This is a genomic window from Rhodoferax koreense, assembly GCF_001955695.1.
GTDB classification, from domain to species: Bacteria; Pseudomonadota; Gammaproteobacteria; order Burkholderiales; family Burkholderiaceae_C; genus Rhodoferax_B; species Rhodoferax_B koreensis.
The window spans coordinates 1,236,365-1,253,787 of the sequence record NZ_CP019236.1 but is presented as its reverse complement, the minus strand read 5'-3'; the positions used below and the strand labels follow the sequence as shown (position 1 = coordinate 1,253,787).

The window sequence follows — 17,423 nt, the reverse complement described above, 5'->3', positions numbered from 1 at the left end:
GCGACGACCAGTAGCCGCAGATCATCCATTTGCCACCTGATGCCACCGTGACGCCCGGTGCGATCGGGCCGGGCGAGACGGCACAACTGCTCGCTACCACCAGCGGCGAGGTCATCGTGAACGACCGTCCGGGCGCACGTGTGCACGCCCATGACGGCAGCACGACGCTGATGCGCACCGACCGCAGACAAGACCGGGTGCCGATCCTTTCCGGTCGGCCTCTCCAGGACGACTAGACCTCGACCGCCTGTGCCGCATAGCGCCGCACCAGGCTCAGCAGTTCCTCTTCCGGGTACGGCTTGCCCAGGTAGTGGTTCACGCCCAGGCTCTTCGCGTGTTCGCGGTGTTTCTCCGCCGTGCGCGACGAGATCATCACGATGGGCAGATCCTTCATGGCCTCGTCGCCACGGATGTTGCGGGCGAGGTCGAAGCCATCCATGCGCGGCATCTCGATATCGGACAGCACCAGCGCAGGCCGCTCCTCGCGCAGCCGCTCCAGCGCCTGCAGGCCGTCGGCCGCCAGGCTCACGCGGTAGCCCTCGCGCTTGAGCAGGCGCTGTGTGACGCGGCGCACGGTGATGGAGTCGTCCACCACCAGCACCAGCGGCACCTGCTGCACCGCGGCCGGGGCTCCCGATGCGGCCGCACCGTCGCCGCCGGCCGCGCCATCGTGTGACGCCAGCCATTCGCGGGCCTGCGTGCCGTAGACCGTGGCCAGCGCCACGGGGTTGTAGATCAGCACCACGGCGCCAGAGGCCAGCACCGACATGCCCGACAAGCCCGGCAGCCGCGAGAGCTGCGGCCCCAGGTTCTTCACCACCACCTCCTGGTTGCCCAGCACCTCGTCCACGTGCAGCGCCAGCCGCTGCGCCGCGCTGCGGAACACCACCACCGGGCTGTGCCTGCCGGACGGCTCGGTACTGCGCGCAGAAGATTGCAGCAACACGCCGGCCCAGAAGAACGGCACCGTTTCGCCACCGAAATCGACCGACTGGCTTTGATAAGCAGCATCGAGTTCGGCCTGCGGCGTGCGGCGCACGACCTCGATCAGGTTCGCCGGCACGCCGATCGACAGCGCCCCGGTGCGCAGCATCACCACCTGGGTCACGGCGGTGGTCAGCGGCAGCACCATCTTGAACTGCGTGCCCTGGCCGGCCTGGGTCGTGGTTTCGATGCGGCCACCCAGGGCCTGCACCTCGGCGCGCACCACGTCCATGCCGATGCCGCGGCCGGCGATCTCAGTCACCTGGTCGGCGGTGGAGAAGCCGGGTGTGAAGATCAGGTCGGCGATCTCGGTTGCGCCGAGTTCCTGGCCAGGCGCCAGCAGGCCCTGCTCGTGCGCCTTGGCGCGGATGCGATCGAGGTCCAGCCCCGCGCCGTCGTCGCCGAAGGTCACCGAGATGTCGTTGCCTTCGTGGTGCAGGCCGATGCGGATCGTGCCCGCGGCCGGCTTGCCCGCGGCCGTGCGCGCTTCGGGTGTTTCGATGCCGTGCGCGATCGCGTTGCGCAGCAGATGTTCGAACGCCGGCGACATGCGGTCGAGCACGCCGCGGTCCATCTCGATCGAGCCGCCGGTGATGTCGAGCTTGATCTGCTTGCCCGTGTCCTTCGAGGCCTGGCGCACCACGCCGTACAGGCGTTCGGCGATGCCTTCGAATTCGACCATGCGGGTGCGCAGCAGGTCGCGCTGCAGCGCGCGGGCCTGGCGCGCCTGGGCCACCAGGTCATCTTCCGTGCCCTCCACCGTGCGCTGCAGGTTGCGCTGCACCGTGGCCACGTCGTTCACCGATTCGGCCATCATGCGCGTGAGTTCCTGCACCCGCGTGAAGCGGTCGAACTCCAGCGGGTCGAAGCCCTGCGCCGAATCCTTCACCAGGGCCAGGCGCGACTGCATCTGCGACTCGGCCTGCAATTCGATCTCTCGCAATTGCTGGCGCAGCCGCTCGAGGTTGCCGGTGAGGTCGGTCAAGGACCCGCGCAACTGATCGAGGCGGGCTTCGAGCCGGGTCCGGGTGATGATGACTTCGCCGGCCTGGTTCACCAGCCGGTCCAGCAGTTGCGAGCGCACGCGCACCGACTGGTTGGCCATCTGGCGCGGCGGCGCAAGCGGTCGCTGGGCGGCGGGCTCGACGGGCGCACGCGCCGTTGGCAACTGGATCACCGGCTCGGGCTCCACGGCGGTGGCCTCGTTCAGCGGCAACACCACCGCACTGCCGGAAGCCCCCGGCAGGTGAACGGCGCGCAAGGCATCGAGCTCGGCCTGCAGCACGTCGAAGTGCGACAGCAGCGGCTCGATCTGCGCGGGCTGTGGCGCGTCCGAGCCGAGGCGTTCGATGGCGGTCTCCAGCCGGTGCGCGAGTTCGCCCAGCCGGAGCGCGCCCGCCAACCGCGCACTGCCCTTGAGGGTGTGCAATGCGCGCAGCACCTCGTTGCGCGCGCCGGCGTTCTCGGGGCGGGCCCGCCACTGGCGCAGCGCGCCGCCGAGTTGCGGCAGCAGTTCGGAAGCCTCTTCCTCGAAGATCGTAAACAGGTCGGCGTCGATGGCGTCGACCACGTCGAGCTCATCGTCGAAGTCGTCGAACCGATCGGCATAGGCTGCGGCGCGCGCCACGGGCGGGGCGTCGACGCGCTGCGCGCCGGCACCGGACATTTCGACCGCGGCTTCGGGCAACGGCGCCGGGGACGGACCCTCGCCATCGAAGACGGGCGCTGGGGGCGCGTGGGCTTCGACGTCTGCCTCCGCCTGCTCCGGCGCCGGTACGGCCTGCGCGGCTTCGAGCACGTCGCGCAGCGCCTGCAGCACGGCCGGGTTGGGCTCCTTGAGGAAGCCGGCGGCGAACTGGTGCAGCAGGCGACGGATGTCCTCGGCCGCATCGGTGAACACGCGTGCATGTTCGGCGGTGCCGGCGGCCTCCATCTGCACATGCGACAGGCCGTCTTCGAGCGCGCGCGCCATCTGCGACAGGGCATGGAAGCCGACCGTGGCCGAGCTGCCGGCCAGCGAATGCGCCAGCGCCACGGTCGAATCCGGCAGCGGCTGGTGCAGCTCGAGCGACCATTCGTTGAGTTCGGTCAGCAGGCGGCGCGACCACTCGTCGGCTTCGTTCAGGTAGACGTTGTACAGCGGGATGCCGATGCGCAGCGTGCCGATGACCTTGACCGCATCGCTCTCCGGCTCGGGTTCGCCGATCGGCACCGGCACGGGCGTAGGCTCCTCGATCGGCGGCGCGGGGGGCTCGGGCGTGGGTTCGGGCACGGGTTCCGGCTCAGGGCCCGGCTCCGGCGCGGGCTGCGGCGTCGGCACCTCGCCGGGTCCGCCAGACGCCTGCGCCTCGTCGAACGCCAGCTGCTCCGCAAAATCCAGGGGCGCCGGCTCGATCGCCAGCGGCACGGCTTCGCCGGGTTCGGCAGGTTCGGCAAGTGGGGGGACTTCGGCAGGCTCGGGCTGCAGCGCATCGAGCCCGGCCACGAGGTGCACTTCGTCGGGTTCTTCGGACGACTCGAACGCGGCGAGTTCGTCGGCGATCTCCAGTTCATCGGCGGCATCGAAACGCGCCTGGTCGGCGAATTCGACCGGTGGCGGCTCCATCAGATCATCCGGCGGCAGCGCCGGGGCGGCGTCGGCCTCCGCCTCCACTTCCACATCAACCACCGCTTCGGCATTTGCATCCGCCACGCCGGCGAGATCGCCGAAATCGATGTCGAAATCGAGATGTTCGAAGCCGGGCTCGGCAGCGGCTGGTGCGGCTTCTTCGACCGTCTGCGGGATCTCCTGCACGGTTTCCTCGAAGTCGGGCTCGGCGGTGAGTTCGGCTTCGGGGGCGACGGCCTCTTCGGCGTGGGCTTCGGGATGGGCTTCGGGCTCGGGTTCCGGCGCAGGCTCCAATACGGGCTCGACGATCGGCGGCGCCTCGACTTCTTCGGCATCCGCCTGCACGTGCATGGCCTCGACCGGCGTTTCCTGGGGCGCCGCTGCGGGTTGCTCCAGCGCAGCGACTTCCGCCCCACCCGCCAACCCCATCGGCAGGGCCAGCGGCACGCTGCGGCGCTCGAGCCGCAAGGCGTCGGCTGCGGTGCGGAAAGGTTCGGCACGCCAGCCTTGGGCGGCATCGACGGCAATGTCCTCGACCCACAGGCTCAGGCCGCGCAGGGCGTCTTCGGCGAGTGTCAGCAGGGCCGGCGTGGCCGGCGCCTGCTCGGCCAGCCAGCTGTTGAGCAACTGCTCCATGGCCCAGCCGGCCTCGCCGAACTCGTTCAGCCCGACCATGCGGGCGCTGCCTTTGAGCGTGTGGAAGGCACGCCGCAGGCTGGTCTGCGCGCTGGCGGCCGTCGCCTCGCCGTGCAGTTCCTGCACGGCGGCCAGTCCGGTCTGCACCACCTCACGGGCCTCGTCGAGGAAGATGTCGCGCAGCTCGTCGTCGTCTTCGTTGCCATCTTCGACCGGGGCGTCCAGCGCGGTGGCGCCGACGGTCGGGTCGGCGTGGCCGAGCACGGCGTCTTCGGTGGTCGGCGCGATGTCGGGCAGCGGTGGCTCGATCGGCGCCGCCAGGGACTCGGCCGCCGAGGCGGCTTCGGCCAGGAGCGGCAGCGGTTCGGAAACCAGTTCCGGCTGCCATACGGCCGGCGAGGCCACGGGTTCGGGCGCATCGGCAGCGGCCACACCGTCGAGCGCCGGGAAATGACCTTCGGGGCTTTCGGCGTTTTCGGGGCCGTGGGCGCCGAGCGGCTCGGTAGGCTCGGGCACGGCGGCCGCCAGATGGGACGCCGGTTCGGCTTCTTCCTCGACATGGTGCGAGGCCGTGCGCCCCATCACGAGCCGGAATTCGCCGGCGTCCTCGTCGTAGACGAAAAGCTTCTTGGCCAGCGTCGGCTGGTAGGCCAGCATGTCGATCAGAAAACCCAGTGCGCCCAGGCTGTTGCCGAGCCGGTCGAAGCGCTGGCCGCGTTCGGCCGCGTCGCTCAGGTCGTCGGTGATGAAACGATCCACCGATTCACGCATGCGCATCACGGCGTGAGAGGCCTGCTCCAGCCCGAGCACCGACAACACGCCGCGCATCTGCGAAAGCTGGTTGGCCACCTTGGCCAGCGGCACCTTCTCGCGCGGGGTGCGGAAGAACTGGTCGAGGGTCTGCTCGACGTCGCCGAGCGAACTGCGCAGTTCGTCGACCACACTGCCCATGGTCTGGCGGTCGCTCACGCGGTGGTAGAGCTCTTCCATCCACGGATCGAGCGGTTCGGGCTGGCCGCCGCGCATCACGCGCTGCAGCCGGCCGGCGAGCAGTTGGGCGCGTTCGGCCATGTGCACGTTGGCCTGGTCGAGCTCTTCGTAGGCGGCTTCGAGGTAGAGCACCGACGTGGCGACTTCCATGCCGAGCGCGGCCGGCGGCGCGGCGTTGGAGCGCACCGTTACCTCGACGGCCTGCGTCAGCGCCTGTGCCAGCACCGCGCTCTCCGGATGCAGCCTGGTCAGCGATTCGCCCACCAGGGCGAACTGGTCGTGCGCCGTCTTGAAGCGATGGGTGTCGCCACCGGCCAGCGCCGACCAGGTTTCGGTGGCAGCCGCCAGGCGTTTGCGTGCCTGGGCCAGCAGCGCCGGATCGAAACGGCCGAAGCGCCGCGTCTCGTAGTCCACCGGCGTGTGTCGCTGCAGGTTGTAGGCCTTGCGCACGGCCGCCAGTGTGGGCACTTCCGCATCCTGCGCGGGCACGGCCTGCGCGCAGAAGAACAACATGTCCTGCACCAGGCGCCGCGTGATCGCCGTTTCGCCCTTGGCGAGCGCCGCGTATTGCGTGAGCACGCGCGAGGCGATGCGTTTGGCATAAAGATCGGCCGGAAACAGGCCCTGGCCCAGGCCTTCGAAATACGCCGCGGACAAGGTCCAGAACGCGCGCGCGGGCGGCGCGGTCTGCGCCGCGGCCAGGCCAAGGCTGATGAGGCCTAGCTCCTGCGCGGCGGCGGGGTCCCCGGTCTTCACCGTCTTCAGCACGGCCTGGTCGAGTCGCGTGCGCACCGGCGGACCATAGGCCAGCGGCGCCATCGGAACCAGGCCGCCCACGGCGGCGGACGGTGCCTCCATCGGCCACAGGTCGGCGGGATGCGCTTGCGCCCCGCCGACCAGCCCCTGCACGTCGCGGTACTGCGGGAACAGGCCGACCGGCGACAGCGCCTTGCCGGCGAGCACACCTTCGAGGTAGTCGATCAGCGCGAAGCTCGCACGCTCGATCTTCGCCGTCGCGTCCTCGCTACAGGTCTCGGGTTGTTCGACGAACCTGTTCGCGGCCTGTTCCATGCCGCGCAGCACCAGCGCCGGCTGCGCCAGGCCGACCATTTCCATCGCGCCCAGCGCCATGTGCAACTGCTGGCGCGCCATGCGCAGGTGGGCGGTGTCGGGCGGCGCGAAACCGGCCTCGTGGGCCGACTCGGCCTCGCGCGTGTAGCGGCGCAGCGCCTTGACGGCCCCGTCCAGCGTCTTGCGCAACTCGTCGAGCACCCAGGCCAGCGGCCCGAGGTCCTGATCGGGCAGATCGGCGGCGGTGGCCGGAGGGTCTGGCAGGAAGGCGTTCATGGACGGCAATGCGTTGGACGTTCGATCGGTGAATGGGAGCTGCCGGAGCCGCTAGGCGATTTTGAAGCGCGCCACCGACTGCCGCAACTCCTCGGCCATGTGCGAGAGTTCGCGCACCTGTTGCGCGGTGGTGCGCGTGCCCTGCCCGGTCTGCTCGGTCACGGCGAAGATGTGCTGGATGTTGTCGGCCACCACGTTGGCCTTCTCGGCCTCGCGCGAGGTGGCGCTGGAGATCTGCTCGATGAGTTCGGCCAGTCGGCGCGAAACACGGTCGATCTCGGAAAGCGCCGTACCCGCGCTGTCGGACAGCCGGGCCCCGGCCACCACGCCCTGGGTGGAGCGCTCCATGGCGGCCACGGCATCCTGCGTGTCGGTCTGGATCGCCTTCACCAGCGCGGCAATCTGGCGCGTGGCGTCGGCCGAGCGTTCGGCCAGCCGCTGCACTTCCTCGGCCACCACCGAGAAGCCGCGCCCGGCCTCGCCGGCCGAGGCCGCCTGGATGGCCGCGTTCAGCGCGAGCACGTTGGTCTGCTCGGTGATGTCGGAAATCAGTTCGGTGATTTCGCCGATCTCCTGCGAGGACTCGCCGAGCCGCTTGATGCGCTTCGAGGTTTCCTGGATCTGGTCGCGGATGGCGTTCATGCCGCCGATGGCGTCCTGCACCGCCTGCAGACCGGAGTCGGCCGCCTGCAGCGACTGGCGCGCCACCGAGGCCGATTCCTGCGCCTGGCTCGACACCTCGTTGATGCGCGAGGCCATGTCCAGGACCGAGCGGCCGGTCTCGCGGATCTCGCGCAGCTGTTCGGTGGAGGCAGCCAGCAGTTCGGTCGAGGTGCTGTCGACCTGGGCCGTGGTCTGCGCCACCCGCGTGGCGGTGTTCTGCACGCTGCCGACCAGCACGCGCAATTCCTCGACGGTGTAGTTCACCGAATCGGCGATGGCACCGGTGATGTCTTCGGTGACCGTGGCCTCCTGCGTGAGGTCACCCTCGGCCACCGTCTGCAGTTCGTTCATGAGCCGCAAAATGGCCGCCTGGTTGGCGTCGTTCACGCGCTTGGCTTCCTGCTGCAAGCCTTCGGCATGCACACGCTGCGCCTCGGCCAGCGCCTGGCGCTGCTCGCTGCCGCGCAGCTGGACCGCGGCCAGGCCGGCACCGCAGGCCAGCGCCAGCAGCGCGGACAGGGCCAGCAGGCCAAGCACGACGGGCCCGAGGCCGGTTTGCGCCGAAAGTTTGTCCTGCACGGATTCGAGCTGGCGGCGCAAGGGCTCGCTGTCGTTCACGATGGCAGCCTGCGCGTCGCGCGCCGACACCAGGCCCTGCAGGTTGCCGAGGATGCTGCCGGCCTCGGCACGGGTCTGGTCATAGAGCTTGAGCAGCGCCGTGAGCCGCTCGCGCGTGGCCGCGTCGCGCGCTGCGGGCAGGCGCAGTTCGCTGCTGCCGTCGAGCATGCCCTGGGCGATTTCCTTGAAGGAATTCAGGTCCTTGCCGAGCAGGAACACGGCCTCCGGGCTGACGCCTTCCATGGTCTGGAATTCGTTGGCCGACTTGCCGATGCGCTGCGTCAGCATCACCAGTTGGCCGGCCGCGGAGAGCTCGATCGGTGCGGCGTTCTGCTGCAGCTTCAGCGCCGAAATGCCCTCGGCCACCTCGAGCAGGTCGGAGGACTGCCGGTTCACGTTGCGCAGCGCACCGCCAACCTGGGTCAACACCTTCTGCTGGGCCATCACGGTGGCCGCGTTCTTCTCGGCCCGCTGCATGAGCGGGTCGGCCTTCTGCACCTCGGCCAGCACGTCGCCGCCGACCGGGGACAGGCGATCGTCGCCGTTCTCCAGGCCGCGCACCGTGCGCGCCAGCACACCCGCGCTGTCGGCCACGTCGGGAAAGGCCGCGGCGCTGCCGACCAGCGCCTGCGACACCGATTTGGCGAGCCGCTGCGACTGCATCAGCGCCTGGCCGGTGGCCGCGAGCTGCTGCGCCACCTTATCGGCCTGGCGCAGCGAGTAGGCGGTCAGGCCGATCAGCACCAGCAGCGACACCACCAGCGTCGTCACGAGAACGCGCTGGTGCTGCCCGGGCAGGCGCAGGCCCAGCAAAGGCAAGGCCACGCGCTCCTCGACCGGCTGCGGCGAGATGCCGCCGACAAAACGGCTTTCGGCGAAGCCGCCGTCAGCACCCGATGACGCCGCCGGCCCCGATGACGGCGCATACATGCCGCCGCCGAACTGCGACTCCGGCCCGGACTCGGACATGCCGAGGCTGCCCGCGAAGTCGGGCTGCGGCTGCGGCTTTTTTTCGAACAGCTGTGTCAGCTTGACAACAACGGACATGGTGCAGCTTTCTAACGAGGTGAACAGGCCCTTGGCCCTAAGCATTGATGCTCAGAAAAACAGGGGATTGGGACAAGGCGAGCAGATCGATCTCGCGCCAGGCAAGGCCGTCCGCATCGGTACGGGAGGGGCCGAAATACGCGGGCGCCTCGGGCGCGGGCGGCATGGCGGCGCTGAAAGCCTCGGGGCCGCGCAGGCCGGCCAGGCGGTCGATCACCAGCGCGCAATTGATCTCGAGCGTGTGGTTGAAGGTCAGCAGGCTGCTATCGGCGCGGTCGGCATCGGCCGGGGTCGGCACGCCGCTGAGGAAGGCCGCCAGGTCGACCACGCCGCAAAGCCCGCCGCGCAGATTGGCCACGCCGAGGAACCATGTGTGTGTATAGGGGGTTGGCTGCAACGCCGGCCAGCCGAAGATCTCGCCGGCCTGGGCCAGCGGGAACAGATAACGTTCACCGCGCGCCTCCACGGCGAGCCACTGCACGGAACGACCCTCGGTTCGGGCCGCCTGCAGGCGTTGGGCAAGGCGGGCTTGGAGTTCTCGGATGGCTTCGCGGTTGGCCATCGGTGATCAGGGTGCGTTCAAGGCGTTGATCTTGGCCTTCAGTTCGGCGGCATCGACGGGTTTGGTGATGTAGTCGCGTGCGCCCTGGCGCAAGCCCCACACCCGGTCGGTCTCCTGATTCTTGCTGGTGCACATGATGATCGGCACGTCGGCATAGGCGGGATTGCGGCTGATCGAACGCGTGAGCTGGAAGCCGTTCTGCCCCGGCATGACCACGTCCATCAGGATCAGGTCGGGCTTCTGTTCCTCGAGCCGCTTGAACGCGTCCTCGGCATTCTCGGCGGTGCGCACGCTCATGCCACTCTTCTGCAGCAGGCCGGTGAGGTACATCAGCTCGGTCTTGGAATCGTCGACGATGAGCACGTTGTGGATGGGCATCAGGCAACTCCTTGCAGCGCCTGCGGGGCAGTCGCGCCGAACTGCTGCACAGCCTGCAGCAACTGGTCTTTGGTGAATGGTTTGGTGAGGTAGTCCTGCGAGCCGACCATGCGCCCGCGCGCCTTGTCGAACACGCCGTCCTTGGACGACAGCATGACCACCGGGATCGCGGAAAACCGCGGATTGCGCTTGATGATGGCGCAGGTCTGGTAGCCGTCGAGCTTGGGCATCAGGATGTCGCAGAAGATCAGCTGCGGCGCATGGTCGTTGATCTTGGACAGCGCATCGAAGCCGTCTTCGGCCAGCAGCACCTCGTGGCCGCCCTGCTTCAGGAAAATCTCGGCGCTGCGGCGGATGGTGTTGCTGTCGTCCACCACCAGCACCCTGTAGGTCGAAAGGGATGTCGTCACGTGATGCGGCTCCTGAATGACCATGAATGGTGCGGGCCGGCGGCGCCGCGGATGCAGGCGGAAACCAAGCCGTCTGAAGCCTTGAACAAGGAGGCCAAGGCCCTCAGAGCTGGACCATCTCGAAATCTTCCTTGCGTGCTCCGCATTCCGGGCAAGTCCAGTTCATGGGCACGGCGGACCAGGGCGTTCCGGCGGCGATGCCGTGCTCCGGCGCGCCCGTGGCTTCGTCGTAAATCCAGCCGCAAATCAAACACATCCAGGTTTTGGTATCAGTCACAGCTTAAGGGGCCTTCGAATAGAATGCAACGATTGTATATATAGGCAACCGGCCCCTCCAAAGCCCGGCCCGTCCTCTTGCCTCCACTGGCCTCCCACCGGCCGGCAACACGCCCATGACCACACCCCCCACCGACCTGCCCATCACCACCGCGGACGATCCCGCGCCCGGAGAAGACGACGACGATCTGGCCGGCCCGGCCTGCGTGATGGTCTTCAACGCCAGCGACCCCAGCGGCGCCGGCGGGCTGTCCGCCGACGTGGCGGCCATGGCCTCGGTCGGTGCGCACGCCTTGCCGGTGGTGACCGGCGCCTACGCACGCGATACGGGTGAGATCTTCGAGCACTTTCCCTTCGACGAGGAGGCCGTGGCCGAGCAGGCGCGCGCCGTGCTGGAAGACGTGGCGGTGCAAGTCATCAAGGTCGGATTCGTCGGCAGCCCGGAGAACATCAGCGCCATCGCCGAGATCGCCGCCGACTATGCCGACGTGCCGCTCGTGGCATACATGCCCAACCTCTCGTGGTGGGACGAGGACAAGATCGACGAGTACCTGGACGCGTTCCGCGAACTCATGCTGCCGCAGACCACGGTGTTGGTTGGACACCACAGCACCCTGCGCCGCTGGCTGCTGCCCGACTGGAACAACGACCGCAACCCCACCCCGCGCGACATCGCCAAGGCGGCCGGCGAAATGGGCGTGGCCTACACCCTGGTCACCGGCATCCCCTTGCCCGACCAGCATGTGGACAACGTGCTGACCAGCCCGCAGGCCGTGCTGGTCAGCGAGAAATTCGAACTCTTCGAAGCCGTGTTCACCGGCGCCGGCGACACCCTGTCGGCCGCCCTCGCCGCGCTGCTGGCCAGCGGCACCGAACTCGGCGAAGCCGCGACCGAGGCGCTGAGCTACCTCGACCGCTGCCTCGATGGCGGCTTCCGCCCCGGCATGGGCCACGTCGTGCCCGACCGCATGTTCTGGGCCCAGCCCGACGAAGAGGACGGCGACGGCACGGGCGAGGAAGTCGACGAAGAAACCCTCAAAGCCATTGCCGCCCTGGAAGCCCCACCCCATGACACAAGACATTGATCTGAACCAGCAACTGTTCGCCCGCGCCCAGAAGGTCATCCCCGGCGGCGTGAACTCTCCCGTGCGCGCCTTCAAGGCGGTGGGCGGTACGCCGCGCTTCGTGAGCAAGGCCCAGGGCGCTTACTTCTGGGACGCGAACGGCCGGCGCTACACCGACTACATCGGCTCCTGGGGCCCGATGATCCTGGGCCATGGCCATCCGGCGGTGGTGGAGGCCGTGCAGCGGGCCGTGCTCGAAGGCTTCTCGTACGGCGCGCCGACCGAGCGCGAGGTCGAGCTGGCCGAAGAGATCCTCAAGCTCGTGCCCTCGATGGACATGGTGCGCTTGGTCAGCTCGGGTACCGAAGCCGGCATGAGCGCCATCCGCCTGGCGCGCGGCGCCACGGGCCGCAAGACCCTCATCAAGTTCGAAGGCTGCTACCACGGCCATGCCGACGCGCTGCTGGTCAAGGCCGGCTCGGGCCTGGCAACCTTCGGCAATCCCACCAGCGCCGGTGTGCCGCCCGAGGTGGTGCAGCACACCCTGGTGCTCGAATACAACAACGTGGCGCAGCTCGAGGAAGCCTTCTCGCTGCACGGCCCGGACGTGGCCTGCCTGATCATCGAGCCGATCGCCGGCAACATGAACTTCGTGCGCGCCAGCGTGCCCTTCATGCAGCGCTGCCGCGAACTCTGCAGCCAGCACGGCGCGCTGCTGGTGTTCGACGAGGTGATGACCGGTTTCCGCGTGGGGCTGCAGAGTGCCCAGGGCGTGTACGCAGAGTCCATTCCCGGCTTCAAACCCGACATGACGGTGCTGGGCAAGGTGATCGGCGGCGGCATGCCGCTGGCGGCCTTCGGTGGCTCGCGCGCGGTGATGGAGCAACTCGCGCCGCTCGGCCCGGTCTACCAGGCCGGCACGCTTTCGGGCAACCCGGTGGCCACCGCCTGCGGCCTGGCCACCCTGCGAGAGGTGCAGAAGCCGGGCTTCTACGAAGACCTGTCGCGCACCACCCGCCTGCTCGTCAACGGGCTCACCCAGGCCGCGCTGGGCGCCGAGGTGCCCTTCTGCGGCGACAGCGAAGGCGGCATGTTCGGCTTCTTCCTGCTCGACGCCCTGCCTGCCAACTACGGTCAGGTCATGAAGACCAGCAACCCGCGTTTCAACCACCTGTTCCACGGCCTGCTCGACCGTGGCGTTTACATCGCGCCGGCGCTGTACGAGGCCGGCTTCGTGAGCGCGGCCCACACCGAGGCCGACATCGCGGCCACGGTGGCGGCCGCGCGCGAGGTTTTTGAAACACTACCAAAAGCATAGCTGACTGCGCAGATGGCATCTGCGTCAGCGCATGATTTGCAGGTGAAACAGTCGTCACAGGCAGGGGCTTGGCCGTTTGCATTTGAAAACGGCGGGTAAAGGTCTAAACTTTTCAGGGCCATCGGGTTTCTAATCTGCACCATGAAAAAGATCATCTTGCTCTCCGCCCTGACACTGAGCACAGGGCTCACTTTCGCCCAGGAAGTTGGGCGGGTCTTGTCTTCCACCCCCGTGGTGCAGCAGGTCAGCGTGCCGCGACAGGTGTGCAGCACCCAGCAGGTCGCGGTCGAGCCGCAGAAGTCGGGCGCGGGTGCACTGCTGGGCATGATCGCCGGCGGGGTGCTGGGCAACACCATCGGCCACGGCGGCGGCCGCGCGGCGGCGACGGCCCTGGGCGTGGTGGGCGGTGCCATGGTCGGCGACCGGGTCGAAGGCAGCGGCGCACCCTACTACCAGAACGTGCAGAACTGCGGCACGCAGAATTTCTACGAGAACCGCACCGTGGGCTACAACGTGGTCTACGAATACAACGGCCGGCAGTACAACGTGCAGCTCGCGCAGGATCCCGGCCCGACGATTCCGCTGCAGGTAACGCCCGCCGCCAACAGCGCACCGCCACCGGTGCAGGCGCCCGTGCAGACGATTTCGAGCCAGCCCTATGCGCCGCAGCCGGTCTACGTGCAGCAGCCCACCTGGTACCAGGCGACGCCCTACGTGCGGCCCTATGTGGCGCCCGTCTCGGTCGACCTGAACCTGGGTTATGTCTGGGGCGGCGGGGGCTACCGGCACGGCTGGCGCTGAGCCGCTACGCCACTGGCCACGGGCAGCGGCGCCCTCAGCCCGCTGCCTCTTGAAAACCGGGTTTCAGTCAGCCTTTTTGGCCGTGGGCTCGCCGTAGCCGCCGCCACCCGGCGTGTGGATCTCGAAGATGTCCCCTGCCGCCATCTCCGCCTGCCCGATGTGCGCCAGTTCCTCCACGCGCCCATCGGCCCGCACCACGCGGTTGATGCCCACCGCGCCCGCGCCGCCGCCGGCCAGGCCGAACGCGCCGCGCAGCCGGCCGTTGGACAGGATGCTGGCGGTCATCGGCTCGAGGAAGCGCAGGCGCCGCACGCCGCCGTTGCCGCCCGTCCATTCGCCCACGCCGCCCGAACCCTGGCGGATCGCGTAACTCTCGAGCCGCACCGGGTAACGGAACTCCAGCACTTCGGGGTCGGTCATGCGTGAGTTCGTCATGTGGGTCTGCACCACGCTGGTCCCGTTGAAGCCGCCGATGACTTTGCCCTCGGCATCGGTGATCGGGCCCGCGCCGCTGCCGCCGGAGATGGTCTCGTAGTACTGGTAGCGCGCATTGCCGAAGGTGAAGTTGTTCACCGTGCACTGGCTCGCGGCCATCACGCCCAGCGCACCGAGCAGCGCGTTGGTGATGCAGGTCGAGGTCTCCACGTTGCCCGCCACCACCGAGGCCGGCGGCCGCGGGTTGAGCATCGACCCTTCGGGGATGATCACCTTCAAGGGCTTGAGGCAGCCGGCGTTGAGCGGAATGTCGTCGTCCACCAGCGTGCGGAACACGTAGAGCACGGCGGCCATGCACACCGCGGTCGGTGCGTTGAAGTTGTTGATCTGCTGCGGACTGGTGCCGGTGAAGTCGATCTCGGCGCGGCGGTTCTTCGCGTCCACGCGGATCGCGACCTGGATCTGCGCACCGTTGTCCAGCGGCAGCGTGAACTGGCCGTCCTTGAGCAACGTGATGGCGCGGCGCACCGATTCCTCGGCGTTGTCCTGCACATGGCCCATGTAGGCGCGCACCACGTCCAGGCCGAACTGCTCGACCATCTTGCGCAGTTCCTGCACGCCTTTCTCGTTCGCGGCGATCTGCGCCTTCAGGTCGGCCAGGTTCTGCTGCGGATTGCGGCTCGGGTATTCGCCGCTTTCCAGCAGCGCGATGATCTCGGCCTCGCGCAGCACACCCTGGTCGACGAGCTTGAAGTTGTCGATCTGCACGCCCTCTTCCTCGATGCGCGTGGAGAACGGCGGCATCGAGCCCGGCGTGATACCGCCGATGTCGGCCTGGTGGCCGCGCGCGCCGACGTAGAACATCGGCGCTGCATCCGTCGAAGCATTCAGGTACACCGGTGTGATCACCGTCACGTCGGGCAGATGCGTGCCGCCGTGGTACGGGTCGTTCAGCGCGAACACGTCGCCCGGTTTCATCTGGCCCGCGTTCTCGCGGATCACGGTCTTGATGCTTTCGCCCATCGAGCCCAGGTGCACCGGCATGTGCGGCGCGTTGGCGATGAGGTTGCCTTCGGCATCGAACAGCGCGCAGCTGAAGTCGAGCCGCTCCTTGATGTTGACCGAGTAGGCCGTGTTCTGCAGTTGCAGGCCCATCTGCTCGGCGATGTTCATGAACAGGTTGTTGAACACCTCGAGCAGCACCGGGTCGGCCGTGGTGCCGGCCGCGTAGGTGACCGTGCGCGCGATGCGCCGCTCCAGCACCAGGTGGTCCATGGCGGTGAGCGCGGCCTCCCAGCCGGGCTCGACGATGGTGGTGGCGTTCTGCTCGGCGATGATGGCCGGGCCCGGGATCAGATCGCCGGGGCGCAGGTCTTCGCGCACCACGAGCGCGGCGTCGTGCCAGGCGCCGCCGGAATACATCTTCACGGTTTCCCGGCGCGGCACTTCGCGCACCGGATGGGTGGGGTAATGCGGCTCGGCCGGCGCGTCGCCCGCGACCACCGCCTCGACCGACACGGCCTCCACGACCAGGCCCTTGCCGTGCATGAGGAAGGCGAAGCGTTGCTTGTAGGCGGCCTCGAACGCGGCCGTGAGCGCGGCGATGTCCGGCACGAAAGGCACGATGAGTGCCGAGTCGCTGCCCTCGTAGCGCACATGCACACGCCGGTGCGTGGTGATGCTGCCGGTGCTGACCTCCTGGCGCGTGAGTTCACCCTGCGCGGCGGCGGCCAGCGCGTCAAGCCGCTCGGCGATCAGCGGCAGCGCGTCGGCGGCGAGCTTGAGTTCGACCGCCTGCTCGCGGATCACGTTCTGGTCCGCCAGGCCCATGCCGTAGGCGCTGAGCACGCCGGCCAGCGGGTGCACGAACACCTTGGTCATGCCGAGCGCATCGGCCACCAGGCAGGCGTGCTGCCCGCCCGCGCCGCCGAAGCACTGCAGCGTGTAGCGCGTGACGTCGTAGCCGCGCGCCACCGAGATCTTCTTGATGGCGTTGGCCATCTGCTGCACGGCGATGTGGATGAAACCTTCGGCGACTTCCTCGGCCTTGCGCCCGGACCGCTCAGCCAGTTCCTTGAACTTGCCGCGCACCACTTCGTCGTCGAGCGCCTCGTTGGCCTGCGGGCCGAACACCTTGGGGAAATAACGCGGCTGCACCTTGCCGACCATCACGTTGGCATCGGTCACGGCGAGCGGGCCGCCGCGGCGGTAACTTGCTGGGCCGGGATTCGCGCCGGCGCTCTGCGGGCCGACGCGGAACCGCGCACCGTCGAAGGCCAGGATCGAGCCGCCGCCGGCGGCCACGGTGTGGATGCTCATCATCGGCGCACGCATGCGCACGCCGGCCACCTGGGTTTCGAACTCGCGTTCGAATTCACCGTTGAGACCACCGCGGAAATGGCTCACGTCGGTGGAGGTGCCGCCCATGTCGAAGCCGATCACGTCGTCATGCCCGGCCAGGCCCGCCGTGCGCGCCATGCCGACAATGCCGCCGGCCGGGCCGGAGAGGATCGCGTCCTTGCCCTGGAACACATGCGCGTCGGTCAGGCCGCCACTGCTCTGCATGAAGAACAGCTTCACACCCGGCATCTGGCCGGCCACCTGCTCCACGTAACGGCGCAGGATCGGCGAGAGATAGGCGTCCACCACCGTGGTGTCGCCGCGGCTCACGAACTTCATCATCGGGCTGGTGCCGTGCGAGGTGCTGACTTGGGTGAAGCCCACCTCGGCCGCGATGCGCGCCGCGGCCTTCTCGTGGTCGGTGTAGCGGTAGCCGTGCATGAAGACGACGGCCACGCTGCGCAGGCCGGCGTCGAAGGCGGCCCACAGGTGTTCACGCAGGCTGGCTTCGTCCAGCGGCTCGACCACCTCGCCCTGGGCGCCGATGCGCTCCTGCGCCTCGATGACGCGCGTGTACAGCAGCTCGGGCAACAGGATGCGCCGGTCGAACAGACGCGGCCGGTTCTGGTAGGCGATGCGCAGGCCATCGCGGAAGCCGCGCGTCGTGACCAGCAGCGTCGGCTCGCCCTTGCGTTCGAGCAGCGCGTTGGTGGCGACCGTGGTGCCCATCTTCACGCAGTCCACCTGCTCGGGCGTGATCGGCTCGCCCGGCTTCAGACCCAGCAGATGGCGGATGCCCGCCACGGCCGCGTCGGCGTATTGCTCGGGGTTCTCGCTCAGCAGCTTGTGCGTGACGAGACTGCCGTCGGGCCGCTTGCCGACGACGTCGGTGAAAGTGCCGCCGCGGTCGATCCAGAACTGCCAGCGGGAAGGGGTGGGTTGCATT

The 17,423-nt window shown here is 68.6% G+C and carries 11 protein-coding genes; 4 read left to right on the top strand and 7 right to left on the bottom strand.

Annotated features, from left to right (window positions below):
- The first annotated feature begins 29 nt into the window (after positions 1-29).
- Positions 30-236 (top strand): hypothetical protein, encoded by a 207-nt coding sequence (locus RD110_RS05970; RefSeq protein ID WP_157900066.1) that lies wholly within the window; start codon positions 30-32, stop codon positions 234-236.
- Here the strand turns inward: RD110_RS05970 and RD110_RS05965 are convergent.
- The 6 genes from RD110_RS05965 to RD110_RS05940 form a co-directional block, all read right to left on the bottom strand.
- Positions 233-6,565: a hybrid sensor histidine kinase/response regulator gene (locus RD110_RS05965; protein ID WP_076197604.1), complete on the bottom strand. Its 6,333-nt coding sequence runs from the start codon at positions 6,563-6,565 to the stop codon at positions 233-235. The two genes, RD110_RS05970 and RD110_RS05965, sit on opposite strands and share 4 nt — an antisense overlap.
- Before the next feature lie 51 nt (positions 6,566-6,616).
- Positions 6,617-8,893 carry a methyl-accepting chemotaxis protein gene (locus tag RD110_RS05960; protein WP_076197602.1) on the bottom strand — a complete coding sequence of 759 codons (2,277 nt, stop codon included), beginning with the start codon at positions 8,891-8,893 and terminating at the stop codon, positions 6,617-6,619.
- A gap of 37 nt (positions 8,894-8,930) precedes the next feature.
- Positions 8,931-9,455, bottom strand: coding sequence for a chemotaxis protein CheW (locus RD110_RS05955; protein WP_076197600.1), 525 nt, complete (start codon positions 9,453-9,455; stop codon positions 8,931-8,933).
- A gap of 6 nt (positions 9,456-9,461) precedes the next feature.
- Positions 9,462-9,833 (bottom strand): response regulator, encoded by a 372-nt coding sequence (locus RD110_RS05950; protein WP_076197598.1) that lies wholly within the window; start codon positions 9,831-9,833, stop codon positions 9,462-9,464.
- Positions 9,833-10,243, bottom strand: a complete 411-nt coding sequence (locus RD110_RS05945; protein WP_239467182.1) for a response regulator — start codon at positions 10,241-10,243, stop codon at positions 9,833-9,835. The genes RD110_RS05950 and RD110_RS05945 overlap by 1 nt, the downstream gene beginning before the upstream one ends.
- 103 nt (positions 10,244-10,346) lie before the next feature.
- On the bottom strand, positions 10,347-10,520 hold the full coding sequence (locus RD110_RS05940; protein ID WP_076197594.1) for a rubredoxin: 174 nt from the start codon (positions 10,518-10,520) through the stop codon (positions 10,347-10,349).
- A gap of 115 nt (positions 10,521-10,635) precedes the next feature.
- On the opposite strand from RD110_RS05940, the gene thiD reads away from it, so the two are divergent.
- The 3 genes from thiD (at position 10,636) to RD110_RS05925 (ending at position 13,702) form a co-directional block, all read left to right on the top strand.
- The gene (gene thiD, locus RD110_RS05935) at positions 10,636-11,604 is read left to right on the top strand and encodes a bifunctional hydroxymethylpyrimidine kinase/phosphomethylpyrimidine kinase (RefSeq protein ID WP_076197592.1); all 969 of its coding nucleotides are present in this window, start codon (positions 10,636-10,638) and stop codon (positions 11,602-11,604) included.
- Positions 11,588-12,901 (top strand): glutamate-1-semialdehyde 2,1-aminomutase, encoded by a 1,314-nt coding sequence (gene hemL / locus RD110_RS05930; RefSeq protein WP_076197590.1) that lies wholly within the window; start codon positions 11,588-11,590, stop codon positions 12,899-12,901. Before thiD ends, hemL begins: the two co-directional genes overlap by 17 nt.
- A 141-nt stretch (positions 12,902-13,042) precedes the next feature.
- Positions 13,043-13,702, top strand: coding sequence for a glycine zipper 2TM domain-containing protein (locus RD110_RS05925; protein ID WP_076197588.1), 660 nt, complete (start codon positions 13,043-13,045; stop codon positions 13,700-13,702).
- 63 nt (positions 13,703-13,765) lie between these two features.
- On the opposite strand, the gene RD110_RS05920 is transcribed toward RD110_RS05925, so the two are convergent.
- Positions 13,766-17,422 (bottom strand): hydantoinase B/oxoprolinase family protein, encoded by a 3,657-nt coding sequence (locus RD110_RS05920; protein ID WP_394329452.1) that lies wholly within the window; start codon positions 17,420-17,422, stop codon positions 13,766-13,768.
- Position 17,423: the final 1 nt, after the last annotated feature.

Coding starts and splice junctions, on each gene's coding strand:
- RD110_RS05965 (WP_076197604.1), bottom strand. CDS start 6,565: ATGAACGCCTTCCTGCCAGACCCTCCGGCCACCGCCGCCGATCTGCCC.
- RD110_RS05960 (WP_076197602.1), bottom strand. CDS start 8,893: ATGTCCGTTGTTGTCAAGCTGACACAGCTGTTCGAAAAAAAGCCGCAG.
- RD110_RS05955 (WP_076197600.1), bottom strand. CDS start 9,455: ATGGCCAACCGCGAAGCCATCCGAGAACTCCAAGCCCGCCTTGCCCAA.
- RD110_RS05950 (WP_076197598.1), bottom strand. CDS start 9,833: ATGCCCATCCACAACGTGCTCATCGTCGACGATTCCAAGACCGAGCTG.
- thiD (WP_076197592.1), top strand. CDS start 10,636: ATGACCACACCCCCCACCGACCTGCCCATCACCACCGCGGACGATCCC.
- hemL (WP_076197590.1), top strand. CDS start 11,588: ATGACACAAGACATTGATCTGAACCAGCAACTGTTCGCCCGCGCCCAG.
- RD110_RS05925 (WP_076197588.1), top strand. CDS start 13,043: ATGAAAAAGATCATCTTGCTCTCCGCCCTGACACTGAGCACAGGGCTC.
- RD110_RS05920 (WP_394329452.1), bottom strand. CDS start 17,422: ATGCAACCCACCCCTTCCCGCTGGCAGTTCTGGATCGACCGCGGCGGC.